The sequence below is a fragment of the Butyricicoccus sp. AM32-19 genome (assembly GCF_003480365.1).
Taxonomy (GTDB): domain Bacteria; phylum Bacillota; class Clostridia; order Oscillospirales; family Butyricicoccaceae; genus Agathobaculum; species Agathobaculum butyriciproducens.
Window position 1 is genome coordinate 109344 of sequence record NZ_QUIX01000002.1, and the last position, 25468, is coordinate 134811.

Here is a 25468-nt window from a genome sequence, read left to right on the forward strand (position 1 = left end):
TATCGAACGAAAACGAATATATAATACCCATTTTCGTTAATCCTCAATCTTATTCCAGCTTTTCGGAATAAACAAATTCTTATAGACCGCTATCGAGTAGCGGTCGGTCATGCCTGCAACATAGTCGCACGCAATCCGCTCGAGCGCCTCCCCCCGGGCCTGCAGCACGAAGTAATCGTCCGGCAGCTCGTCAGGATGCTCGATAAAATATTCGTACAAACTGCGCAGCATGGATTTTGCGCGTTTTTCCTCGCGCTGTGCAGCCGTGCCGTGGTACACATGATCGAACATGAACTGCCGCAGCTCCATCATGTCCGCGTGCATCTGCTCGTCCATGCCGATCTCCAGATACCGCTGACCGTACTCGATCATCGCCGTCACCAGCGTGTCAATGCGCTTGCCGTGCGTCTCACCCAGGCGTTTCCTCAAATGCTGCGGAATATCGCTCTCGCGGATAATGCCCGCGCGTACCGCATCGTCAATATCGTGGTTGATATAGGCAATGCGGTCGGCAAAGTGGATAATGCGGCCTTCCGGCGTACTCGCCTTGCGCCTGCCGGTATGGCAGACAATGCCGTTGCGCACCTCGCGCGTAAGGTTCAAATCCTCGAGCACATCCACAACGCGCAAACTCTGCTCGTTGTGCCGAAAACCGAACGGACAAACCTCATCGAGCGCCGCCTCTCCGGCGTGACCGAACGGCGTGTGCCCGAGATCATGTCCGAGCGCGATCGCTTCGGTCAAATCCTCATTGAGTCCAAGCGCCCGCGCGATTGTCCGCGCAATCTGCGCGACCTCGAGCGTGTGCGTCAGCCGAGCACGGTAGTGGTCGCCCTCCGGCGAGATAAATACCTGCGTCTTGTTGCCCAGCCGCCGGAACGCCTTCGAGTGGATAATGCGGTCGCGGTCGCGCTGAAAGCAGGTGCGGTACGGACACGGCTCCATCGGGCGCAGCCTGCCTGCGGAGCTGTCCGCAAAGGTCGCCCACGGCTCGAGCACCGCGTGCTCGCGCTGTTCGTTCTGCTCTCGAATGGTCATATGTACCGCCTCCTCAGCCTCGGAGAATCCGTCACATAATAGTTATACGAAACGAAATCTGAAAATCCTCTTTTTTCACAAAAATTTTTTCAGAATTTTGTGAGCCTTGCAAGCCGATATTTACTTGACACGCCGACCCATGAATCGGGTCTCCATGACCTCGGCGTAGACCTGCCCTGCCGTGGCTTCGGCAAGCGCCCGATTGAGCTCGTCCTCCCGACCGGCGGGCAGCGTCACGGTCAGCGTTACATCCGCACCGTAGTCGGTCTCCTCGACCGCGCAGTCGTGGTCCGGCAGCAGGTGCAGAATAATCTCATACAGATTGTACGGGCACGCGATGAGCGCCACCGTGTACAGGCTCATTCTCTGTACACCGGCTGCCGCGACAGCCACCTGCGCGCCCTGCGTGTACGCGCGGACCAATCCGCCCGTACCGAGCAGAATACCGCCGAAATAGCGCGTGACAACGCAAACGCAGTCGGTCAGGTTCTCATGGCGCAGCACCTCGAGGATCGGCATGCCTGCCGTGCCCTGCGGTTCTCCGTCATCCGAGTAGCGCATCACATTGCCTTCACGGAGAATGTAGGCGTAGCAGTTGTGTGTCGCGTCCCAGTAGGTCTCGCGCATCTCCTTTATCTTCGCTACCGCCTCTTCGGCGGTTTCAACGTGCCACAGCCGTCCAGTGAACTTGGAGCGTTTTTCTTCAAATTTGTCCTCGCCGTAATCGGCAAAAGGCACAAAGTAGTCTTTTTCCATCAGCAAATCCTTAAATAATCAGGAATTAGTAGTTAGTAATTGCGGTATCGCGCCATGCGCGATGATTCAAAATGCGCTTCGCGCACCTTAATTCCTAATTCCTCATTACTAATTACTCATTATCCATAATGTATGTCGAAACTCTGCCGTAGGTCTTATCATCCACGACCGCCTCGACAATCGTGCCTTCTGCGGCATAGTCGGTCGAGTCGATCTGCGCTTCACGGTGCAGCATATCGAGCACGGCACCATCGCTGTACGGGATGCACAGCTTTACCTTATGCTTGCCCTTGCCGAGCGCCTTTTCGATGGCTGTCAGCAGGTCGTCAATGCCTTCTCCGCTCTTTGCGGAAATCTTCACGCCCTCATCCGGCCGAATGAACGGAATAACATCCGGATCGCACTTATCCGCCTTGTTGTACACCATCACGCGCGGAATATCCTGTGCGCCGAGCTGTGCCACAACCTTATCCACAGTCTGTGCATGAATCTGCCAGTTTTCGTCCGAAACGTCCACGACATGCAGCAGCAGATCGGCATACGCCAGCTCCTCGAGCGTTGCCTTGAACGCCGACACGAGATGATGCGGCAGCTTGCGGATGAAGCCTACGGTATCGGACAGAAGGATTTCCTGCGTATCCGAAATGCGTTTTTTACGCGTGGTCGGGTCGAGCGTATCGAACAGACGGTCGTTCGCCTCGATGCCCGCACCGGTCAGGGTGTTCAGCAGCGTGGACTTGCCCGCGTTCGTGTAGCCGACAATGGCAACCAGTGGCAGCTCGGCCTTTTTGCGCTGGCGGCGCTGCACAGAACGCACCTGCCGCACCTGCTCCAGATCACGGCGCAGCTTGTCGATGCGGCTGCGGATGTGACGGCGGTCGCTCTCCAGCTTGCTCTCACCGGGTCCGCGCGTGCCGATGCCGCCGCCGAGACGGCTCATCGCCTTGCCCATGCCCGCCAGACGCGGCAGAATGTACTGGTACTGCGCCAGTTCGACCTGCAGCTTGCCTTCGCCGGTGCGCGCACGCTGCGCGAAAATATCGAGGATGAGCGCCGAGCGGTCGAGTACCGTGCGGCCGGTCAATTCCTCCAGATTGCTCATCTGCGACGGCGACAGCTCATTGTCGAACAGGATCAGACTTGCGTCGTTCATCTCGGCAAGCTGCTTAACCTCTTCCGCCTTGCCCTCACCGATAAACGTGCGGGCATCCGGCGCCGGACGGCGCTGCAGCGTCATCGCAACGGCCTCCGCACCGGCAGTCTCCGCCAGCGCGCGCAGCTCGTCCATCGTGCGCTCGTCCGCATCCTGATCGGCGTTGAAGCTCGGACACGACAGACCGACCAGAACCGCCCGTTCGATCTGCTTTTCTTCTGTTTGATTGGTAAACGGCATGGAAAATTCCTCCTTGCTGTTAAATTGTCCTCTATATTTATTACACCCAAACGCAAAACCGTACAAGACTTGATTTTCCGTCCGATTTGCGGTAATATAAAGGCAGAAAAGTGAATATTTTTCCGTCACGGCAAACCGTGGCGGATTTTTTGTTATATAGAAAATGCCCTATCGTTGTAAGTCAGCACACCCTGCGGTAACATCTGTTATCAAATTAAACTCGTAGTTGCTGTCCATAACAACGCGTAAACGAGTTGCGCGGCACAGATATGCCGCGCCTGCGCAGAGTAAACCGTCTGTGCAGCAGCATGGTATCCGGCACTGCGGATAGGCCGCGACATGGGAGCACACTGTGCTCCCCTACGGTAGAAAAAAGTCCTCTGCCGTCCCCCTATTTCAGAGCGGTCGCCGGTCTCTGGTCTGCGCCAAGCTAAGAAACAAAGGGAAACGGGAGTTAAGAGGGTAGAAACCGCAGGTGTCTACCCTCTTGCCCACCGCCGTGGGTACGGCGAATCTTCTGCCGTCCGCAGACGGCAACTCTCCGCTGAGGTTCAGCGAAAAACTTTCCGCCCGGACAGCGAGTATTGCTAACGCGACTCGTGTGCCCCGCCTAATCGGTGCAGGAAAAGCCTGACGCCCGGACAGGATGAACCGCCTGCGCGGTTCAAGCGCACCAAACCGCCTGTGCCGCAAACACCCTTCCGCAATCTGCAAACAGATAACGAAAAAGCCACCGAAAACACGTTTCGATGGCTTTTCTCATTACTTGTCCAGATTGAAACGCTTCTTGAAGCGATCAACACGTCCGCCGGTGTCTACCAGCTTCTGCTTACCCGTGAAGAAGGGGTGGCACTTGGAGCAAACGTCAACGACGATGTTCTCCTTGGTGGAGCCGGTCTCAATGACATTGCCGCAGGCACAGCGGATCGTGGTCTGCTTGTAGTCGGGATGGATGCCCTGTTTCATGTTGTTTCACCTCTTTCCACGGATATGTTTACATATCTCCAACAGTCGTAAATTTATCTTACCACATGTTTTCCGAAAATGCAAGCATTATTTTTCATAAATCAGATTTTCTTCTTTCCAGCCCTCGAGCACGGGAATCATGGAAGCGGCAAGCTGCTTTGCGCCTGCCAGATCGTGCAGCAGATAATTGCCGCACTCAATGCGGCTCGCGCCCGGAATCTCGCCTTCGTAAGCGGCGATAAACGCCATGCTCTCCTGCACGAGCGCAATCGCATCCGACGGCTTCATATCGCGCACAAGGAAGTAGAAGCCGGTCTGACAGCCCATCGGACCGCAGTAGATGATCTGATCGGCAAACTTCGAGTTGCGCGCATACGTTGCAAACAGGTGTTCAAACGTGTGACCCGCCGCAGGCTGGATGTAAGTACCCGCATTCGGGTACACCATTCTGATATCATAGGTGGTGATGTCGCCGTCGATACGCGAGGTATACATACCCGGCTTCAGTTTATCATGGTTTACTTCAAAGCTGGCAATTCGTTTCATGCCTTTGCCTCCTTTTCTACATCAAGGAACCGAAGTTCCGAGCGGTATTCGCGCCAGAGCAAAATATACGAGATAAAGAATGCTGCGATTTCTGCAATCGGGAACGCATACCATACCGCATTCAGGCCAAACTGCTGACCCAGCAGCCATGCCGCCGGAAGGATAACGACCAGCTGACGGCAGACAGACACGATCAGGCTGTTCATGCCGCGTGCGGTTGCCTGAAACATTGTGGAATTAATGATACCGAACGCTGCACCGAGGAAGGACAGGCTGATGGTCTTGAGCGCCGGAACGCCGACCTCAATCATCTCCTGTGCTGCCGCTGCATCGGACTTGTCCACAAACAGCATGAGCATCTGCTCGGGCAGCAGCTGGAACAGCACCAGACCAAGCGCCATAATGACGACAGCCGCCGTCAGCGTGATCTTGTACGCCCCCATCAGACGCTTGCGGTTGCGTGCGCCGTAGTTGTAGCCCATAACCGGCAGCGCACCCTGATTGAGTCCGAATACCGGCATAAAGACGAAGGTCTGCAGCTTGAAATACACACCGAGTACGTTGACCGCCGTCTGCGAGAAGGCAATCAAAATACCGTTCATACCGGCCGTCATAACGGAAACGACGCTCTGCATGACAATACCCGGCAGGCCGACACGGTAAATGTCCTTGATCGTCTGTCCGCGCCACTTGAACTCGCGCATGTTAACATTCAACACCTTCTGACGACGGAACACGCCCCACAGACCAAGCGCCATGCCGAAGATCTGGCCGATAACGGTCGCGAGCGCCGCGCCACGAATACCCATCTCCGGGAACGGACCGATACCGAAGATCATCAGCGGGTCGAGGATGATGTTGATGATCGCACCGGTCAGACCCTGACACATCGGGATGATCATGTTGCCGCCGGACTGCTGGATCTTCTCGCACATCATCGAGATCATAACAAAAATACTCATGCCGACCGCAAGGTGCGAATACTGGATAGCGTAAGCCGAAACCGCCTCGCTCGCACCGAATGCGCCGACGAATACACCCGAAAATCCCCAGCCGAGGATGAAGAATGCGATGCCGCCAACAACCGCCAGCGCTACGCCGTGCTCTGCCGCCGAGTCCGCGTGCTTCTGGCGCTTTTCGCCCAGACGGCGTGCGATCAGTGAGTTTACGCCGACACCGGTGCCGACACCGATCGCCACGACCAGCATCTGCAGCGGATATACGAGCGAAACCGCCGCCAGCGCATCCTGCGAATACTTGGCCACGAAGATACTGTCCACGATATTGTACAGCGCGTTGATGATCATGGAGATCATCGCCGGCAGTGCCATCGAGAAGATCAGCGGGCCCATTTGGGCGGTTCCCATTTTATTCTGTTGTTCCAAAAATTTCAGCCTCCCAACGTAAAAGGAAGCCGCGTTAGGATTTCTAACGCAGCTCCATACTCTCTTTCCTATATATAATAGGATATGATGCGTTATATTGCAAGTGTTTTTTACAGTTTATCCGCAAGTTCGGCAAAGGAATGCTCGACGAACACATCGCTGACCTGCCGGAGCGTGTCTTCGCCCTCCGCGTAGGCGGGCTCTGCCATACCGCAGAGCGCAAAACCGGCTTTTTTCGCCGTTACGCCCGCATACGGCGCATCCTCAAACACCATGCACTCGCCTGCTGTCAGGCCGAGGCGGCGGGCGGCTTCGAGATAGATGTCCGGCTCGTACTTGGGCACGCCTACGTCCTCGATGGTGAGCATGAACTCGAAATATTTCATCATGTCGCGGTCGATAAGCGCCTTCTCCGCGTGGCGGCGTGCCGTCAGCGTAGCGATGGCCATTTTGACGCCGCGTGCGCGCAGACCTTCGAGAAAGTCGATTACACCGTCCTTGGGCTTTGCAATCGTCTCGTAGCGGGAGGTAATCAACTCGTCCATGCCGTCGAGCATCTGCTGACGGGTCAGCGGCAGATTCGGATAGCGTTTCAGAAAATACTCCGCGACCTGCGGCTGCGAAAAGCCCTCGCACACCGCGTAGTCCGCATCCGTGATGTGAACGTCGAACTGCGCAAGGTAGCGCTGTGTCAGTCGTTTCCAGACCGGCATGGAGTCCAAAAGCGTGCCGTCCATGTCGAAAATTGCACCTTTGAAATTCTGCATTGGTTTTGTTCCTTTCGAGAACGTATATCGTAGGGCGTGACGACCTCGGCACGCCGCCTTTTCAGCAACTGCACATGATTTACACGGCGCGCCGAGTCGTCGCGCCCTACGGATGGTTGGTTATTTGGTTTTTCGGTCGATATATCTCGGCTGGAGCTTGGAATAGATGATTTTCTGCTCACTGTACAGGCCGTAGTAGCCGGAGAGCATATACGAGATGGCGATGACCAGCGCGAACAGCGCAAGGCTCTGACCGCCGAACAGCTCATACGCCAGCAGGATGGATGTAAGCGGCGAATTTGTCACGCCGCAGAACACGGCCGTCATACCGAGACCGGCCGCAAAGGATGGAGCCAGACCGAAAAATCCGCCGTAGGCGGCGCCGAAGGTCGCGCCGATGAACAGCACGGGCACGATCTCACCGCCTTTATAGCCGACGCCGATGGTGATGGCCGTCAGCACCAGCTTGAGGAAAAACGCCTCGTAGGCCGCATGACCGGCAATCGCGCGTTCAATGACCTGCATGCCTGCACCGTTGTAGTCTCGGGTGCCGAGCAGCAGGCTGATGAGCACCACGACCGCGCCGCCAACCGCAATGCAGGCGTACTGGTTCGGCAGAAAATGCTTGAACAGATGACCGATTTTATGGAAGATGACGCACACGAGCGCACTCAGTCCGGCGCAGACCACGCCGAACGCCACCAGCTTTACAATGAGCAGCACATCCGTATTTTCCGGCACACCGGAGAGCGTAAACGCAGTCGTGCCGCCGCCAAGCTGCAGCGCTACCTGATGCGCGATCACGCTCGCGAGGATGGACGGAAACAGCGCCGCGTAGTACATCACGCCCACGCTGATAACCTCCATTGCGAACACGCTCGCCGCAAGCGGTGTGCCGAACAGCGCCGAAAAGCACGCTGCCATGCCGCACATGGTGATCGTGCGGGAATCCTTGTCGTCCAGGTGCATCAGATGTCCGATATTGCCCGAAATCGCACCGCCGAGCTGCAGCGCCGCACCTTCTCGTCCGGCAGAGCCGCCGCACAGGTGGGTCAGCACCGAGGTGATGAAGATGCTCGGCGCAAGCCGCAGCCGCACCGGATGATCCTGCCGCACCGAGGTCAGGATAAAGTTAGTGCCGCGCTCAAGCGGCATATCCATTTTACTGTACCAGAACGCGATGAAAACACCGACCAGCGGCAGAAAATACAGTGTCCAGCTCTGCTCCTGCCGGGTTTCGGTCGCCCATTCAAGCGCGTGCTCAAACGCCGCGCCGACCGCGCCGACGACCACGCCGATGATTACCGCAAACAGGCACCATCTCGCAAAAATGCTGATATTATGCCGCATGCGGTACCACGAGCCGTACAGCTGCCGCAGCAGACGGCGTCCCGGCTTGTTATTCTGAGGCATAGCGCCCCTCCCCCTTCACGCAATCTCATTTCCGATAAGAATTGCCCCGCAGAGATAACCTGTGGGGCAATTTGTGAGTAAACTATGCTTATTTGCTCGTAGATGAGGTTTCCTTGAGCACAACATCATGTGCGCCGCCCTCGACGATCGAGGTTGCGGATACCAGCGTGATCTTTGCCTTCTTCTGGAACTCCGGAATGGACAGAGAGCCACAGTTGCACATGGTGGAACGAACCTTGCTCAGGGTCAGGCCGAGGTTGTCCTTCAGCGAGCCTGCGTACGGAACGTAGGAGTCAACGCCTTCCTCGAAGGACAGCTTCTTGTCGCCGCCCATGTCGTAGCGCTGCCAGTTGCGGGCACGAGCAGAACCCTCGCCCCAGTATTCCTTCATGTAGCTGCCGTTGATGTTGACCTTGTTCGTCGGGGACTCGTCAAAACGAGAGAAGTAGCGGCCGAGCATGAGGAAGTCAGCGCCCATAGCCAGCGCCAGCGTGCAGTGGTAGTCGTGAACGATACCGCCGTCCGAGCAGATCGGAATGTAGATGCCGGTCTCCTCGAAATACTCGTCACGAGCGGCTGCGACCTCGATCAGCGCGGTAGCCTGACCGCGGCCGATGCCCTTCTGCTCACGGGTGATGCAGATGGAGCCGCCGCCGATGCCGACCTTGATGAAGTCCGCGCCGGCCTCAGCGAGGAAACGGAAGCCCTCACGGTCAACAACGTTGCCCGCGCCGACCTTTACACTGTCGCCGTACTTTGCGCGTACCCAGGACAGGGTGCGGCTCTGCCACTCGGAGAAGCCCTCGGAGGAGTCAATGCAGAGAACGTCTGCGCCCGCCTCAACCAGTGCCGGAACACGCTCTGCATAGTCGCGGGTGTTGATGCCTGCGCCGACTACATAACGCTTGTGCTCATCGAGCAGCTCAAGAGAGTTTGCCTTGTGGCTGTCGTAGTCCTTGCGGAATACCATATAAACCAGATGCTGCTTGTCGTCTACCAGCGGCAGAGAGTTCAGCTTGTTGTCCCAGATGATGTCGTTTGCGATCTTGAGGCTGGTATCTGCCGGAGCGGTGATCAGCTTGTCAAACGGAGTCATGAACTCCTCAACCTTAACGCTGCGCTCCATGCGGGAAACGCGGTAGTCGCGGCTGGTGACAATGCCGAGCAGCTTGCCGTTCGCGGTGCCGTCATCGGTAACAGCCATGGTGGAGTGACCGGTGCGCTCCTTCAGCTTGAGAACCTCCTCAAGGGTGGTGTCCGGCTTTACGTTGGAGTCGGATACGATGAAGCCTGCCTTGTAGCTCTTTACGCGGGAAACCATGGCAGCCTCACTCTCGATCGACTGCGAACCGAAGATAAAGGAGATACCGCCCTCCTGCGCCAGTGCGATCGCCATACGATCATCCGATACCGCCTGCATGATTGCGGAAACCATCGGAATGTTGGCATACAGCGCGGATTCCTCGCCCTTTTTGTACTTAACGATTGGTGTGCGCAGGCTTACGTTCGCCGGCATGCACTCCGCAGAGGAATACCCCGGTACCAGCAGATATTCGTTAAAGGTATGCGAAGGTTCACTGAAATAATACGCCATTTCGTCGTTCTCCTTTTCTCCAAATAGGTCGTTTTTGATAGTTAAGTTTATTATATCCTTTTTGCCCTGTAAAGTAAAGCGGGCATATGACGGTTTTTCACGATTTTTGCCGCATGCGTGTTATGCAATCCGTGCAAACGGCTGTCGCGAAACCAGCCTCTGACAGATAGAAAAATCCGCAGACGTTCCCGTCTGCGGATTTTTCATTTGGAAATGAGGAATGAATGATGGTGGCGTATTGAGGTTCTGCGGAGCCGTCCGGTATTTTTCCGGTGCCCCTTCGCTTTTGTTGTACTCAATTTACCATCGTGCGGCCGCAATGTCAATGCATGCAAATGAATCTTAACACGCTCTTAACTGCCGGGCAGTCAAATGCTGTCAGTCCTCGTCAAGCGACACCCATTCGGTATCGCCGGTGTGGAAAAAGTACAGCACGCAGGCGCGGACCGGTCTGCCGTAAATCTCATGCACGGCACGCGCGTAGGCGGCCAGCTGCGGACGGTACTGCTCAGCTCTCTCGACCGCACCGCCCTTCTTGATGCGATCGGTCTTGAAGTCAAGGATAACAAAACCGTCCCTGGTTTCGATCAGGCAGTCGATAACGCCCTGCAGGAGCACATTTTCCTCGGGTACGTCTGCCGCAACCGGAAAATACGCTTGCGCCGGAACGAGCACGGAGAACTTGAACTCACGCCGCATCCTATTTTCCGCCATAAAGGTTTTGTACAGATCGGAGGCGAAAAACCGTTCGATCTTGCGTTTATCCACAGCATGCGCCTGTTCTGTGGACAAAATCTTCTTTTCCGCCAGACGGTTCAGCTCGTTTTCCACGCCGTTCGGCGCACAGGCGGCGTCAAAGTCGCAGAACTGCATGAACAGGTGGTGTGCTGTGCCAATCTCGGCAGGCGTCAGCTTTTTTTCTCCCTGCTCGAACAGCGGCGCGCGCAGCTGCACCTCCTTCCGCGGAGGCGGTGTCTGCTCGGCGGCCTCGTCTGCGCGGTAGCCGCGGCCGACACCGGTGGCGGTCAGCTTGCTCGGCAGATCCGCGAGGTAAGCATGCGGGTAGTCGAAGTGCGGCTGCACGGTGCAGTCGCCGGTCTCCCTGTCCTCGAAACGCAGGATTTCAGTTTCCTGCGGCTGCAGGTCGCTCGGATAATACACCTTGAGCGTGAATGCGTCATTGTCCGTGCCGTGCTCGGGCACCTCAGGCGCATACTCCTCGCGGAACGCACGCGCGCACGGATGCCGCAGCAGCGGTGTCAGAATCCACGCAAGCGGCGTGCGCGCCGCGCCCATGGCGTACTGCGGCAGCTCATCGAGCGATGCCAGCAGCGACCATTTTTTCAGCGAATTCCGCAGGCTGCCGGTGGCTGCCGTCAGAATCAGTTTTTCCTTGGCGCGCGTCATCGCTACATATAATACGCGCAGCTCTTCGGATATCATCTCGCGGCGCATCTGCACCGAGACCGCAATGCGCTCGGCGGTGTCGTACTGCACACCGCGGTCACGGTCGCGGCACTTGCTGCCGAAGCCGAGGTTCTGGTGCACGAGCACCGGCTCCTTGAGGTCGCTGTCGTTGAACTGCTTGGCGCAGTCCGCCACGATAACAACCGGAAATTCCAGTCCCTTGGACTTGTGGATGGACAGAATGCGGACCGCACCGCCGGTGGCCTCGGCGCCGACCGTCTGGAAATCCTCGCCCTGTTCGAGCATGCCGCGCAGCAGGCGCACAAAGTCAAACAGGCCGCGGAAGCCCTGTCCCTCAAACGAGCGCGCCCGCTCGAAGAATGTCAGCAGGTTGCTCTGGCGCTGTGCGCCGTTCGGCAGCGCGCCGTACAGGCCGAGTGCACCGGTCTGATCGTAAATCTCCCACAGCAGGCGGTACACCGGCTGATCGCACGCAAAAGTGCGCAGAAAGTCCAGCCGCTGCAGAAAGGTTTCCACCTTCGGGAAATCCGTTCTCGACTGCAAAAGCGCGTCATAATAGCTGATCTTGCGATCCACAAGGCGAATATCTGCCAGTTCCTGCTCGGTGAAGCCGAACAGCGGCGAGCGCATCACACCGATAAGGTCAACGTCCTGCCTCGGATTGTCAATGACGCTGAGCAGCGACACCATTGTGCCGACCTCGGCAGTCTCCAGCAGGCCGCCGCGCTGCTCGGCGCTGGCTGTTACGCCGATACGCTCCAGCTCCGCAATGTAGGTCGGCGCCTTGCTTCTGGGCGAGCGCAGCAGGATTACGATGTCACCCGGCGTGACCGGACGCAGCCTTCCGGTCTGCTTATCCGTCACCGGAAAGCCTTCATCGAGCAGCGCACGAATGCGCTTCGCGGCAAGCCGTGCTTCGAGTTCGGTCTTGTCCGGCGCATCATCGTCCTCGCCGAGTCCGTCCGCGTCCACGAGCAGGACTTCGGTCTTGTACCGCGCATTTCCGGACTCCGGATAGTAGTCCGCGCCGAGGTGCAGCGCCTCCTTGTCCGTGTACACGAGATCGCCCACGGTCTCGCCCATGACGGCGGCAAACAGATAGTTGCACGCGTCCAGCACGGCCGCTCGTGAACGGAAATTCTGCCCGAGCACGACACGGCGCGGCTGCCCGTCAGCGGCGTCTGCCACCTCACCGAAGCTGCGGTATTTCTCAAGGAAAATGGACGGGTCAGCCAGTCGAAAGCCGTAAATGCTCTGCTTGACGTCACCGACCATGAACAGGTTGGTCTCGTCTCTGGAGAGTGCACGGAAGATGGCATCCTGCACGGCGTTGGTGTCCTGATACTCGTCCACCGCAATTTCGGTGAACTGCTCGGACATGGTTTTCGCCAGTGCAGACGGCCTGCCGTCTGTGTACAGCAGACGCACGGCAAAGTGCTCCAAATCGTTGAAATCCGCAGCATTTCTCGCACGTTTCGCTGCCGTAAAGGCATCGTCAAAGGCGTTTACCATGTCAATGAGTGCGAACAGCGCGGGGGCTGTCAGGCCGCGGTCGTACTCCGCTTCTTCTGCGGTGACGGTCAGCCATTTCTCCCGAATGTTATTGGCAACGCCCTTCCACTCCTCGCGCATGGCCTTGATCTGCTCGAGGAACGCCTTGTCCTCAAATTTTCTCGCGGCCTTCAGTCGGTCAAACGAAATCGACCGGGCAGCCTTCACGCAGTCATCCCAGCTGCCGCCAAACAGTGCGTCCAGCAGATGCTCGGCCTGATTTAAGTCGCTCGTCAGCGCGGGCAGATAGTTGTCCGCCAGCTCATCAATGCCGGTCAATTCATCCACAGCCATGTGCAGAAATGCCGCACCGTGCTGTGCCGCCGACTTCGCCTGCTCGCGCAGAACACGGCCGTGCGGCGTGTCCATGCCGCGCGTGTACAATCCGGCGCGCACATCCTCGAGGAACGCCCGCGGATCAGGATGCGCCTGAATCTTCTCGTAGGTGCCGAGAATGACCTCGCCCAGCTTTTTATCGTCGCGCCCCGCCGTCAGCAGGTCGCAGAGCGCGAAAAACTTCTCATCCGCCTGCTCGTAGGCCGTGTCGAGCACTTCTTCGAGCACCTCGGCGCGAAGCAGCTTGCCCTCGTTTTCGTCCATCAGGCGGAAGTCGGGTGCAATACCGAGCACTGCCGCCTGCTCGCGCGCGAGCGACAGACACAGCGCGTGCACGGTCGTGATTTTCGCGCGGTGCACGAGGAACAGCTGCCGCCGCAGACGGGTATCCCGCGGGTTTGCGGCTACAGCCGCACCAAGGGCCGCACCGATTCGCTCACGCATTTCGGCTGCCGCTGCGCTGGTAAAGGTAACCAGCAGCAGGCGGTCGATATCGACCGGATCGTTCTCGTCCGTCAGCCGCCGGAGCACACGCTCGGTCAGTACGGCCGTCTTGCCCGAGCCGGCTGCCGCCGAAACCAGCAGTGCACCGCCGCGATCGTCGATCGCGGTCTGCTGATCAGGTGTCCACTTCGGCATTGTCGTCCCCTCCTAACTGCTCCCAGAATTCCTTGTCCTTGATGTTTTTCAGCCAGCGCACCTTGTCTCCGGCGGTCTCATCGAACCGGCAGGCTGCCCGGAAATCACACCATTCGCAGTAGCTGCGGTCGGTCTTGCGCGGGTTGGCTTCAATGCTGCCGTTTCGCAGAGCCTGTCCCATTTCGAGTAGCTTTTTCTGCGTGTAGCGTGCCAGTCTGCCGAATTTCGCCAGATCGGCTACCGCAGACTTGGCGGCAAGCGTCGGCTCGTCCTCGCCCTTCCTGGTCTTGATAGAGACCGGAATAAACCGTCCGTCACCTTCCAGACCGTGCTCCATCGCCTCGAGCAGCGACATATCGTCGCTCAGCAGACCCGAACGCCGCAGCGCCTTATCGCGCAGGATGCGCAGCCCGTCCTCGTCCGTGTCGCGCGCCGCATCCGGCAGCTCATCGCGTACCGGAACGTACAGCACGCCCGCCGGTACGATTTCGTTCAGCTCGGCAGTCAGGCGGGCACGATAACGGTCAAGGCCCTCCTGCTGCAGCGCGTACAGATAGATGATAAGCTGCATGTTGAGTCCGTACCAGATGTCGGACAGCGAAAATGACTTTTTGCCGCTTTTATAGTCCATAACGCGCAGATAGAGACGGCCGTTTTTGATGTAGCCGTCCACGCGGTCCACCTTGCCGGAAAGTGAAACCGACACATCGCCGTCCTCACACTGCACGGGCGGCAGGTCGCCGCTGCGCGAGAAGTCCAGCTCATAGTCGATCGGCGCAAAGTCGGATACGCGCAGTTCTTCGATCACGTTGTCGAGGATCTGCTCCACGGCGCGCACCAGTCGGCGGAACAGGTACTGGAAACGCGCGGTTTTGTTCTCCAAGCCGCCCAGTTCCTCCGCGACATACTGCCGTACCGCTTCACGGCAGGCTTTCCGCACGGTCGGCTGATCGACATGGGCGGCGCCGCCCTCGCACTTTCCAAGGGTATCCAGCGCATGCTCGAGCACATAGTGGATGAACGTGCCGGTCGAGAGCGCATCAAACCTCGCCACGCGGCGCGGCTTGGCCTTCAAACCGTACTGCATAAAGAACGCAAACCGGCAGGAATAGAACGTATCCACGCGCGAAGCGGTCAGATTGAGGCTTTTTCCGTACAATCCATCAATCGTGTGCGGACTGCTCAGCGGGCCTCTGCCGCGCCGCTGTGCCTGCGCGTTTTTGACTCGCTCATCATCCTTATAGTAGTCATAGGCGGCCCGCACGGCGGCTGTCCGGTCGCCCGAAAGATACGCACACGCAAGTTCGACCGCCGGTCGTTCCGCCTGCAGGCGGTCGCGCACGGTCTCCGTCCGATGGGTGGAAAACGGCACATCCGGCAGCAGCTCCCGCACTGTGTTCACGAAGTAGGACGGCCGCGTTTCACCGCCGCCTGCGTCGATGGTGTGATACGTCAGCAGCAACTCGTCTGTCGGGCACGCGAGTGCCCGATAGAGCGTTTCCTGCTCCATCAGCAGGCGTTCCTCGCCGTAGGCTTTGAGTTCCACGCCGAGCGCATCCATTTTGTCGCGGTCCATGTCACTCAGCAGCGAAGTCGAGGACGGGGTTTTCGGTATCAGGCCGTCGTTAACGCCCAGCAGGATGACATATTTCGCATTTTCCGTACACGCACGCTCGATGTTGCCGCAGGTCACGCGGTCGAGCGAAACCGGAATCGTACCCACATCGTACTCGCCGAGCACCAGCCGGAACAGCTGCGCGAAACGGTCGAGCGTCAGCGGCATATCACCGCACACCCATGCAAACTGCTCCATCGCAGAAACCAGGATTTCCCACAGCTGGCGGTACTCGTCGGCCAGCTGCAGACGGCCCGCCTGCTCGTGTCCGGCGGCGCGGTCGGTCATGCGCTGCGGCGCATCCACCGCGAGAAGGAATGCATAGAGCGCACGCACGCAGTCACCTGCAGGCTGCTCACCTGCAAGTGCCTCGCGCAGTGCGGAGAACGGCGCGATTGCCCGTTTGCGGAGTGTGTTCAGTTCGGCAAGCTGCGCCTTCGCATTCTCGTCGATGGACAGACCATAGCCGTCCGGATGCTCGGTCCACTCGCGTTCCCATGCTCCGCCGCGGATGTTCCAGGTGAGCACATAGTTCTCTAATTTATCAATTTCGTCCCAATCCAAGCCCGCAAGTCCGGTCTTGAGACAGGAGAACAGATCTTCATATCGGAAGTGATTTCGTACCGCCTCGAGTGCATTCGTGACCAGCGCCATCGGCGGACGAGACAGCAGATCCGGCTTTTCCGCGAGGAACACCGGAATGTCGTACCGCGCCATCGCCATTGCAAGGAACGCACTGTACGGCTCGATATCACGTGCCGCAACCACAAAATCGCGGCAGCGCGCGCCTTCGTCCCGCACCTTGCGCCGAATGTAAGCCGCCGCGTGCTCGCACTCGTCAAACGGCGAAGCCGCCTCGTACAAACGAACGCCGGCCGCGCTCTCCTGCGGGGTGCGCACCGGCAGCAGGCTTTCGCGCTCGAGCGCAGCCAGTCCCGCCGGTCGGGCCACCTTGCTTTCGCCCAGTTCGATGCGCTCGACCGTCTGGTTATGATGCTTTGCCATTCGGGTTAATTTCTGCACTGTTTTACAGCCGGTAAGGAAAATCTCCGGGTAATCCGTATCGCAGGTTACCGCTGCAGCGAGCGGCACACCCGCCGCCAGCATGGCATCAACTACTGCACTTTCCTGCACGGTAAAGCCGAGAAAACCATCCAGATAGACCGCTGCACCGTCCAACGTGTGGCTTTCTGCCAGGCGGTCGCGCAGATGTGTCAGGCGGTCTCTCGGGTCGGGCAGGGACTCCTCGCACAGACGCTCATAAGCTGTTAAAATCTGTGCAAGATCGGACAATTTTTCTGCAAGTACCGCGTCCTCACTCTCCTCGGCAGCCGCAAACAGCGTCTCCGGCGCGACCGCACAGGTTTTGCACTCGTCGATCAGCCGCAGCGCCTCCTGCAGCAGCTCCGGCTTGTCTGCCAGACCCTTCCACGCACTCAGCCCCCCCTGCACACGGCGTGCCGCCTCCTGCAAGGTCAAAAGCTGACCTGCCGGCGTCAGCATCTGCTGTGCCAGTCCGCCGACCTCAGAGAACACACGGTCAGCCAATCGCGAGAACGTCAGCACCTCGGCCGTGCGTGCGCCGTGGTTGTGCGTGGCTGCGGCAAGCCGCCGCTCCATCAGGTGCGAGTTCAGCTCGGGCACGAGCAGAATCTGCCGTCCCTCTCCCCTTTCACTCAGCGCCGCGATCTCCCGCAGGATGGCCGTTGTCTTGCCGCTTCCCGCTCGTCCGGTCCAGATCCGCATGGCACACTCTCCTTTCGTTTCATAGCTATTTGATTATAGCACAACCGGAGCAAATTGAAAATTGGTAATGGAAAACGGAAAATTATCAATAACAACCGTATGGTCATTTTATATTTTCTGTGCGTTATCAGCGTATTTTCCAGTCTTTTTCGAACTTTTACAGCGTTTTGTTTGCATTCACATATTCTGTAAAATTATTTTTTCAAAAAACTCTTGCATTTTTCTCCGCTTGGGACTATACTTTCCTCAGGCGGAACAATAAAGGCTCTGCCCCGCAAAACCAAATATTTGATTCTTCAGGGCAGGGTGCAATTCCCTACCGGCGGTACAGCCCGCGAGCGGATGCCATTCGGCGGAAGCATGATTCGGTGAAATTCCGAGGCCGACAGTATAGTCTGGATAAAAGAAGAATGCGCGGAAAGATTTTCCGTTGTTTGCTGTTCTGAAATGCCGATTCGGTGTTTCAGACTTTTTATTTTCACAATGCTTTTTTCAGCGTCCCGAAGATTCTGTCTTTGGGACGTTTTTTTGGCTGTCGCCAAACTATCGTGAAATTTTCTACAGAATTATTATATCAGGTGATTCTATGCAGGAGCAAAAACAGGAATATATGCGTCAGGCGTTGGCGCTGGCCCAGCGCGGAGCCGGTCACGTCAATCCGAATCCGATGGTCGGCTGCGTCATCGTCAAGGACGGAAAAATCATCGGTGAAGGCTGGCACGAGCACATCGGCGGCCTGCATGCCGAGCGCAACGCGTTCGCGCACTGCACCGAGGACTGCACAGGCGCAGACCTGTACGTCACGCTCGAGCCGTGCTGCCACTGGGGACGCACGCCGCCGTGCACAGACGCAGTCATCGAGCACAAGATCGGCCGCGTGTTCGTCGGCTGCCTCGACCCGAACCCGCTGGTAGCCGGCAAAGGCGCACAGATCCTGCGCGACGCAGGCATTGAAGTCGAGACCGGCGTGTGCGAGGACGAATGCCGCCGCGTGAATGAAGTCTTCTTTCACTACATCACGCACAAAACGCCGTTTGTGACGCTCAAGTACGCGATGACGCTGGACGGCAAAATCGCCGCGCACACAGGCGACAGCCGCTGGGTTACCGGCGAGACCGCCCGCCGTAATGTACACGAAACGCGCAACCGGCTGCCCGCCATCATGGTCGGCATCGGCACCGTGCTTGAGGACGATCCGCTGCTCACCTGCCGCATTGACGGCGGGCGCGATCCGATCCGCATAATCTGCGACAGCCGCGCACGCACGCCGATCGACAGCAGAATCGTACAGACGGCAAACAAAATCCCGACCTATATCGCGGTCGTCGGTCGAAATGAGCGCACCGCTGAACTGGAACGGCACGGTGTACACATTCTCGAATGCAAAACGAAAGACGAGCGCGTAGACCTTGCCGACCTGATGCACCAGCTCGGCGCACTCGGCATCGACGGCATATTGCTTGAAGGCGGTTCGGCACTTGCGTTCTCCGCGCTGCAGGCCGGTGTGGTGCACCGCGTGCAGGCGTACATCGCCCCGAAAATCATCGGCGGTGCAGGCGCAAAAAGTCCGGTCGGAGGTCTGGGATTTGACAAGATGGTGCAGGCGCTTCCGCTGAAGGACGTGACCTGCACGCCGATGGGCGAAGATTTCCTGCTTGAAGGGAGATTGTAATGTTTACTGGACTTATCGAAGAAATCGGTACGGTGCGGCGCATCGAGCGCGGCGCAAAGGGCGCTCGGCTGACGATTGCGGCAGATACCGTGCTGGAAAATACCAAAATCGGCGACAGCATTGCCACGAACGGCGTATGTCTGACCGTGGTCGCGCTGACGGATGACAGCTTCAGCGCCGACGTGATGGCGGAGAGCCTGCGGCGTTCCGCGCTCGGCAGTCTGCAGAGCGGCTCGCTGGTCAATCTGGAGCGCGCGATGCCTGCCGACGGACGGTTCGGCGGTCATATCGTATCCGGCCATATCGACGGCACCGGCTCGGTTCTCTCGCAGCGGCGCGAGGACAACGCCGTGTGGGTGACGATCAAAACACCGGCTCCCCTGCTCCGGTACATCGTCGAAAAAGGCTCGATCGCCATTGATGGCGTCAGCCTTACCGTGGCGGCTGTGACGGACACCGACTTTTCGGTCTCCATCATCCCGCACACCGGCGCACAGACCATTCTGCTCGGCAAAAAGCCGGGCGAGCCGGTCAACCTCGAATGCGATGTGATCGGCAAATACGTTGAAAAAATGCTCACGCCGCACAAATCCAGCGGTATTACAATGGATTTTCTTGCACAACACGGATTTTAACGGAGGTTTTCTTTTATGGAATATCAGTTCAATACAGTTGAAGAAGCGCTCGAAGAACTTCGCGCCGGACACCTCATCCTCACCATCGACGACCCGGACCGCGAGAACGAGGGCGACCTCATCTGCGCCGCACAGTTCGCCACGACCGAAAACGTCAACTTCATGGCGACCCATGCCAAGGGCCTGATCTGCACACCGATGAGTGAGCAGGTTGCGCTCCGTCTCGGTCTGGAGCAGATGGTAAAGGTCAACACGGACAACCACCACACCGCGTTCACGGTCTCCATCGACCATGTGGACACCACGACCGGCATTTCCGCCGAGGAACGCGGCTTTACCTGCCGCAAATGTGCGGATATCCACACCAAGCCGGAGGAGCTCCGCCGTCCGGGACACGTTTTCCCGCTTGTTGCACGCCGCGGCGGTGTGCTGACCCGCAACGGCCACACCGAGGCGACTGTCGATCTGTGCCGTCTGGCCGGACTCGAGCAGTGCGGTCTGTGCTGTGAGATCATGCGCGATGACGGCACGATGATGCGCACGCCCGAGCTGATGGAGAAGGCCAAAGAATGGGGTCTCAAGATCATCACCATCAAGGACCTGCAGGACTACTGCCGCCGTCATGATAAGCACGTTGTCCGCGAAGCTTGTGCGAAAATGCCCACCCGTTTCGGTGAGTTCCGCATCTACGGCTACGTCAACGACCTGACCGGCGAGCACCATGTTGCGCTCGTCAAGGGCGAGATCGGCGATGGCAAGAACCTGCTCTGCCGCGTACACTCCGAGTGCCTGACCGGCGACGTGTTCGGTTCCCGCCGGTGCGACTGCGGTCAGCAGCTGGCGGCAGCCATGCAGCAGATTGACAAGGAAGGACGCGGCGTGCTGCTCTATATGCGCCAGGAAGGCCGCGGAATCGGTCTGATCAACAAGCTGAAGGCGTATGAGCTGCAGGAAAAGGGCTTCGATACAGTCGAGGCAAACGTAAAGCTCGGCTTTGCGCCCGACCTGCGTGAATACTGGATCGGCGCTCAGATTCTGCAGGACCTCGGCGCAAAGGAGCTGCGCCTGCTGACCAATAATCCGGAGAAGATTTACGGTCTGGACGGTTTTGGTGTAGAGATCACCGAGCGCGTGCCGATCGAGATCGCACCGCAGAAGGACGACGCGTTCTACCTCAGAACCAAGAAAATTAAGATGGGTCACCTCTTTAGTGAAACATTGTAATCAATCTATCCCGCAGGGCGGGATGACCTCACCTCGCCCTGCAATATATCTGTTCACCATATTGAAAGGAAGATTTTAAGATGAAGGTACTCGAAGGCAAGTTAGTAGCAACCAAGGGCAAGTTTGCAATCGTTGGTGCACGTTTCAACGAATTTATCGTTTCCAAGCTGATCTCCGGCGCGGAGGACACGCTGGTACGTCACGGTGTGGACACGGATGACATCACGCTCGTATGGGTTCCGGGTGCATTTGAGATTCCGCTGGCGGCGCAGAAGCTGGCGCAGAGCGGCAAGTATGATGCAGTTATCTGCCTCGGCGCGGTTATCCGCGGCTCGACCAGCCACTACGACCTCGTGTGCAACGAGGCTGCCAAGGGCATTGCACAGGTCAACCTGCAGACCGGTGTGCCGGTGACCTTCGGCGTGGTTACCACCGAGAACATCGAGCAGGCCATCGAGCGCGCAGGCACCAAGGCCGGCAACAAGGGCGCAGATGCAGCGATTGCGGCTCTCGAGCTGGCAAACCTGCTGCCGCAGCTCTAAAATTGTGCAAAAAAAAAAATGCTCTCTGATGATTCAGAGAGCATTTTTATTTACCATCCTCAATTCTCCATTTTCCTCCTGCAGACGAAAAACCACCCGAGAAAATCCCGGGTGGTTTTCTTTATTCTACCGAGCCTTCTCCGCCCATGAGCGCGGTCAGCTCCTCAATCCGCTCCAGTGGGAACGGCGGGAACGCCACCGGCTTCATGGCGATGGACATCAGCTTCATCGGGTTATCGTCCGCCGCTGCGCGGTTAGAGTGCAGTACACCGCGCCTGCCGGTACGACCGGACGGCCGCACACCCTGCAGGTGAAGCTGTCGTCGCAGGCGTGCGTTTTGTAATAACCCTTTTGATATTGCTTGCGTTTATTCTCCCGATTCATGAGAATTCCTCCTGAAAAGTCGATATTATTCGTCCTTTGGGGAGGTGGTTTATGGGTTCAGCCGACCTCCCGGTCAGCTTACCGAATCCAATTCGCCGTATTTCTTCAAAAAGCAAAGCTCCTTTAATTATTTATCCTTAAGTGCGTCCTTTACCTTATCCCAGAAGCTCTTGCGCTTGACCTGATTCTCGTCGGTAGACGTTTCCTCGAACTCACGCAGCAGCTTTTTCTGCTTGTCGGACAGGTTCTTCGGCACCTCGATGTTTACGCGGACGTACTGGTCGCCGCGACCGCGGCCGTTGACATTCTGAATGCCCTTGCCGCGCATGCGGAACGTCGTACCGGTCTGCGTGCCTTCCGGAATCTTGTACTCGATGCGGCCGTCGATGGTCGGCACCTGCAGCGTATCGCCGAGTGCGGCCTGTGCGAACGAAATCGGAATATCGACATGTACATCCGAGCCGTTGCGGGTAAAGATCGGATGCGGACGGATGGCAACCGTTACGAACAGATCGCCTGCGGGACCGCCGTTCACGCCTGCATTGCCCTGACCGCGCTGCTGGATGGACTGACCATCGTCGATACCTGCCGGAATGTTGACCTTGAACTTGCGGGTCTTGCGGACACGACCCTGACCGCCGCACTTCGGACACGGCTTCTTGATGATCTTGCCGGTGCCGCGGCAGTTCGGGCAGGCGCCCTGCGTCTGGAACATGCCGAGCGGCGTGCGCTGGGTCTGCGTAACAACGCCGGTGCCGCGGCAGTTCGGACAGGTCTCCGCCGTGGTGCCCTTTGCGGCACCTGTGCCGCCGCAGTCGTCACAGGATTCGATGCGCTCGACCGTGATCTCCTTCTCACAGCCGAATGCGGCTTCCTCGAAGGACAGGATCACCGTCTGACGGATGGATTCGCCTCGCTGCGGTGCGTTGCGGCGGGACGACCGTCCGCCACCAAAGCCGCCGCCGAAGAATGAGCCGAACAGGTCGCCCAAATCGCCCATGTCAAAGCCGCCGCCGTAGCCGCCTGCACCGGCGCCGCCGCCGTAACTCGGGTCAACGCCGGCAAAGCCGAACTGGTCGTACTTGGCGCGCTTCTCCTTGTCGGACAGCACCTCGTATGCTTCGTTTACTTCCTTGAACTTATCCGCAGCCTCCGGATTATCCTTGTTGAGGTCCGGGTGGTACTTGCGCGCCAGCTTGCGGTATGCCTTTTTCAGCTCATCATCACTTGCGCCCTTCTGTACGCCGAGCACTTCATAATAATCTCTTTTATCAGCCATAAAAAATCATCCTATACACAGGGATAGGCGCACCAAAGTGCGCCTCTCCATTAGAGTGGAGTGTGGAGAGTGAAGAGTGAGGAGTTTTTCTCTCCACTCTTCACTCTTCTATCTTCACTCTTGCTTATTACTTATTGTCGTCGTCCTTAACCTCGGTGAAGTCAGCGTCTACAAAGTCGCCCTGCTGGCCGCCCTGTGCGCCTGCACCCGGCTGGCCGCCCATGTTCGGGTCGCCCTGCGGTGCCTGCTGCTGATAGATCTTGCCGGCCAGATCGGAGAACTTCTTGGACAGACCTTCGGTTGCAGCCTTGATCATATCGGTATCGGTGCCCTTGAGCGCTTCCTTAACCTTTTCGATCTCAGCCTGAACGCCTGCCTTCTCATCTGCGGACAGCTTGTCGCCCAGATCGGTCAGTGCCTTCTCGGACTGGAATACCAGCTGCTCAGCGTTGTTGCGAACCTCAACTGCTTCCTTGTTCTTCTTATCCTGCTCAGCGTACTGCTCAGCCTCGTGCATTGCCTTGTCGATCTCGTCCTGAGACAGATTGGTGGATGCAGTGATGGTGATCTTCTGCTCCTTGCCGGTGCCGAGGTCCTTAGCGGATACGTTTACGATGCCGTTTGCGTCGATATCGAAGGTAACCTCGATCTGAGGAATGCCGCGCGGTGCCGGAGCGATGCCGTCGAGGGTGAAGCGGCCGAGGGTCTTATTGCCCGCAGCCATCTCGCGCTCGCCCTGCAGAACATGGATCTCAACCGACGGCTGGTTGTCAGCTGCAGTGGAGAAGATCTGGCTCTTCTTGGTCGGGATGGTGGTGTTGCGGTCGATCAGCTTGGTGCATACGCCGCCGAGGGTCTCAATGCCGAGGGACAGCGGAGTTACGTCGAGCAGCAGCACGTCCTTGACCTCGCCGCCAAGTACGCCGCCCTGAATGGATGCGCCGATTGCTACGCACTCGTCCGGGTTGATGCCCTTGAAGCCTTCCTTACCGGTGATGCCCTTAACAGCCTCCTGTACAGCCGGGATACGGGTGGAACCGCCAACCAGCAGAACCTTGGACAGATCGGAAGCGGACAGACCAGCGTCGCTCATAGCCTGACGAACCGGGCCCATGGTGCGCTCTACGAGGTCTGCGGTCAGCTCGTTGAACTTTGCACGGGTCAGGGTCAGCTCGAGGTGCTTCGGGCCGGTTGCGTCTGCGGTGATATACGGCTGGTTGATGGAGGTCTGGCTCATGCCGGACAGCTCGATCTTTGCCTTCTCAGCAGCTTCCTTCAGGCGCTGCATAGCCATACGGTCATTCGACAGGTCAATGCCGTTGGACTTCTTGAACTCGTCAACCATCCAGTCGATGATGCGCTGGTCGAAGTCATCGCCGCCGAGGTGGGTATCACCTGCGGTGGACAGAACCTCCAGAACGCCCTCGCCGATATCCAGGATGGATACATCGAACGTACCGCCGCCGAGGTCGTAAACCATGATCTTCTGCTCGGATTCCTTATCTACGCCGTAAGCCAGCGCAGCAGCGGTCGGCTCGTTGATGATACGCAGAACTTCCAGACCTGCGATCTTGCCGGCATCCTTGGTAGCCTGACGCTGCGAGTCGGAGAAGTAAGCCGGAACGGTGATGACCGCCTGATTGACCGGCTGGCCGAGGTATGCTTCTGCGTCAGCCTTCAGCTTCTGCAGGATCATAGCGGAAATCTCCTGCGGGGAGTACGGCTTGCCGTCGATGTTTACGCGGTAGTCGGTGCCCATGTGACGCTTAATAGAAATAATGGTACGGTCAGCGTTGGTTACAGCCTGGCGCTTAGCGACCTGACCGATCATACGCTCGCCGTCCTTGGAAAATGCAACAACAGACGGAGTGGTGCGCGCACCCTCAGCGTTAGGGATGACTACGGCTTCGCCGCCCTCCATAACAGATACACAAGAGTTCGTCGTACCAAGGTCAATACCAATGATCTTACCCATAATAAATACACTCCTTAATAGTTAGGATTTAGTTTACTTTAATTAATAGTTAGTAATCAGTTTGCAACCTTCACCATCGCATGGCGAATAACCTTATCGCCGATCTGGAAGCCCTGCTGGAAGGTTTCCGCGATAACATTCTCACCGAGGCTTTCATCCTCAACGTGCATAACCGCGTTGTGGAAGTTCGGATCGAATGCGGTGCCTGCGGTAGCGTCGATGACGGTGACGTTAATGCCCTTGAGGCTTTCGGTCAGCTGCGTCATGGTCAGCTCGACACCCTTTTTATATTCGGTGTCGGCGGTCTCTGCCTTGAGCGCCCGCTCGAGGTTATCATAGGTCGGCAGCAGTGCGGTTACGGCGCGGCTGACTGCATCGGTGTACGCCTGCTCGCGCTCGCGCTGGCTGCGCTTGCGGAAGTTGTCGTACTCCGCCGCCATGCGGAGATAACGATCGTTCAAGTCGTTATACTTGGCTTCCCAGTCCGTCGCGGGCTTTGCATCAGCCTTAGCGGTCTCCTCTGCGGGAGCCTCGGTCTTTACCTGCTCCTGCTCTTCCGCCTCCGGCTTTGTCTTTTTGCTCAT

18 protein-coding genes, 1 pseudogene and 1 riboswitch are annotated in these 25468 nt (G+C 57.9%); of the genes and pseudogenes, 4 read left to right on the forward strand and 15 right to left on the reverse strand.

The features are described from left to right. Positions 1-36: 36 nt before the first annotated feature. The 11 genes from DW806_RS02565 to DW806_RS02615 all read right to left on the reverse strand — a co-directional run bounded on the left by DW806_RS02565 (position 37) and on the right by DW806_RS02615 (position 17173). Positions 37-1038: a deoxyguanosinetriphosphate triphosphohydrolase gene (locus DW806_RS02565; RefSeq protein ID WP_118729001.1), complete on the reverse strand. Its 1002-nt coding sequence runs from the start codon at positions 1036-1038 to the stop codon at positions 37-39. A gap of 120 nt (positions 1039-1158) precedes the next feature. After that, positions 1159-1794: a YigZ family protein gene (locus DW806_RS02570; protein ID WP_118729002.1), complete on the reverse strand. Its 636-nt coding sequence runs from the start codon at positions 1792-1794 to the stop codon at positions 1159-1161. Positions 1795-1906: 112 nt separating this feature from the next. Further along, the gene (gene hflX, locus DW806_RS02575) at positions 1907-3187 is read right to left on the reverse strand and encodes a GTPase HflX (protein WP_118729003.1); all 1281 of its coding nucleotides are present in this window, start codon (positions 3185-3187) and stop codon (positions 1907-1909) included. Positions 3188-3949: 762 nt separating this feature from the next. Beyond that, positions 3950-4153, reverse strand: coding sequence for a 50S ribosomal protein L31 (gene rpmE / locus DW806_RS02580; RefSeq protein WP_016147979.1), 204 nt, complete (start codon positions 4151-4153; stop codon positions 3950-3952). A gap of 87 nt (positions 4154-4240) precedes the next feature. Then, positions 4241-4699: an S-ribosylhomocysteine lyase gene (locus tag DW806_RS02585; RefSeq protein ID WP_110436301.1), complete on the reverse strand. Its 459-nt coding sequence runs from the start codon at positions 4697-4699 to the stop codon at positions 4241-4243. Further along, positions 4696-6084, reverse strand: coding sequence for an MATE family efflux transporter (locus tag DW806_RS02590; protein WP_118729004.1), 1389 nt, complete (start codon positions 6082-6084; stop codon positions 4696-4698). Before DW806_RS02590 ends, DW806_RS02585 begins: the two co-directional genes overlap by 4 nt. 110 nt (positions 6085-6194) lie before the next feature. Then, positions 6195-6851, reverse strand: coding sequence for an HAD family hydrolase (locus DW806_RS02595; protein WP_118729005.1), 657 nt, complete (start codon positions 6849-6851; stop codon positions 6195-6197). A 120-nt stretch (positions 6852-6971) separates the two neighbouring features. Beyond that, positions 6972-8264, reverse strand: coding sequence for a chloride channel protein (locus DW806_RS02600; protein ID WP_243022614.1), 1293 nt, complete (start codon positions 8262-8264; stop codon positions 6972-6974). A gap of 88 nt (positions 8265-8352) precedes the next feature. After that, positions 8353-9858, reverse strand: coding sequence for an IMP dehydrogenase (locus tag DW806_RS02605; RefSeq protein ID WP_110436297.1), 1506 nt, complete (start codon positions 9856-9858; stop codon positions 8353-8355). A 378-nt stretch (positions 9859-10236) separates the two neighbouring features. Next, entirely contained in the window at positions 10237-13812 is a 3576-nt protein-coding gene (gene addA, locus DW806_RS02610) for a helicase-exonuclease AddAB subunit AddA (RefSeq protein ID WP_118729006.1), read from the reverse strand. Further along, a complete protein-coding gene (locus DW806_RS02615; RefSeq protein ID WP_118729007.1) occupies positions 13793-17173 on the reverse strand; it encodes a PD-(D/E)XK nuclease family protein in 3381 nt (1126 codons plus the stop codon). The genes addA and DW806_RS02615 overlap by 20 nt, the downstream gene beginning before the upstream one ends. A gap of 288 nt (positions 17174-17461) precedes the next feature. Further along, a riboswitch (FMN riboswitch) is annotated at positions 17462-17588 on the forward strand. 171 nt (positions 17589-17759) lie between these two features. On the opposite strand from DW806_RS02615, the gene ribD reads away from it, so the two are divergent. From ribD to ribH, 4 genes are all read left to right on the forward strand, one after another. Then, positions 17760-18845, forward strand: coding sequence for a bifunctional diaminohydroxyphosphoribosylaminopyrimidine deaminase/5-amino-6-(5-phosphoribosylamino)uracil reductase RibD (gene ribD, locus DW806_RS02620; protein WP_118729008.1), 1086 nt, complete (start codon positions 17760-17762; stop codon positions 18843-18845). After that, the gene (locus tag DW806_RS02625) at positions 18845-19480 is read left to right on the forward strand and encodes a riboflavin synthase (RefSeq protein WP_118729009.1); all 636 of its coding nucleotides are present in this window, start codon (positions 18845-18847) and stop codon (positions 19478-19480) included. The genes ribD and DW806_RS02625 overlap by 1 nt, the downstream gene beginning before the upstream one ends. 15 nt (positions 19481-19495) lie before the next feature. Next, positions 19496-20704: a bifunctional 3,4-dihydroxy-2-butanone-4-phosphate synthase/GTP cyclohydrolase II gene (locus DW806_RS02630; protein ID WP_117491331.1), complete on the forward strand. Its 1209-nt coding sequence runs from the start codon at positions 19496-19498 to the stop codon at positions 20702-20704. An 80-nt stretch (positions 20705-20784) separates the two neighbouring features. Next, complete coding sequence (gene ribH / locus DW806_RS02635) at positions 20785-21246, forward strand: 6,7-dimethyl-8-ribityllumazine synthase (protein ID WP_117750905.1); 462 nt, start codon at positions 20785-20787, stop codon at positions 21244-21246. 121 nt (positions 21247-21367) lie between these two features. Here ribH and DW806_RS02640 read toward each other — a convergent pair. The 4 genes and pseudogenes from DW806_RS02640 to grpE form a co-directional block, all read right to left on the reverse strand. After that, positions 21368-21630, reverse strand: a pseudogene (locus DW806_RS02640) (hypothetical protein). Positions 21631-21757: 127 nt separating this feature from the next. Next, on the reverse strand, positions 21758-22909 hold the full coding sequence (dnaJ, locus tag DW806_RS02645; protein ID WP_118729010.1) for a molecular chaperone DnaJ: 1152 nt from the start codon (positions 22907-22909) through the stop codon (positions 21758-21760). Positions 22910-23036: 127 nt separating this feature from the next. Beyond that, positions 23037-24884, reverse strand: coding sequence for a molecular chaperone DnaK (gene dnaK, locus DW806_RS02650; protein ID WP_118729011.1), 1848 nt, complete (start codon positions 24882-24884; stop codon positions 23037-23039). A 56-nt stretch (positions 24885-24940) separates the two neighbouring features. Then, positions 24941-25468 carry a nucleotide exchange factor GrpE gene (gene grpE / locus DW806_RS02655; RefSeq protein ID WP_118729012.1) on the reverse strand — a complete coding sequence of 176 codons (528 nt, stop codon included), beginning with the start codon at positions 25466-25468 and terminating at the stop codon, positions 24941-24943.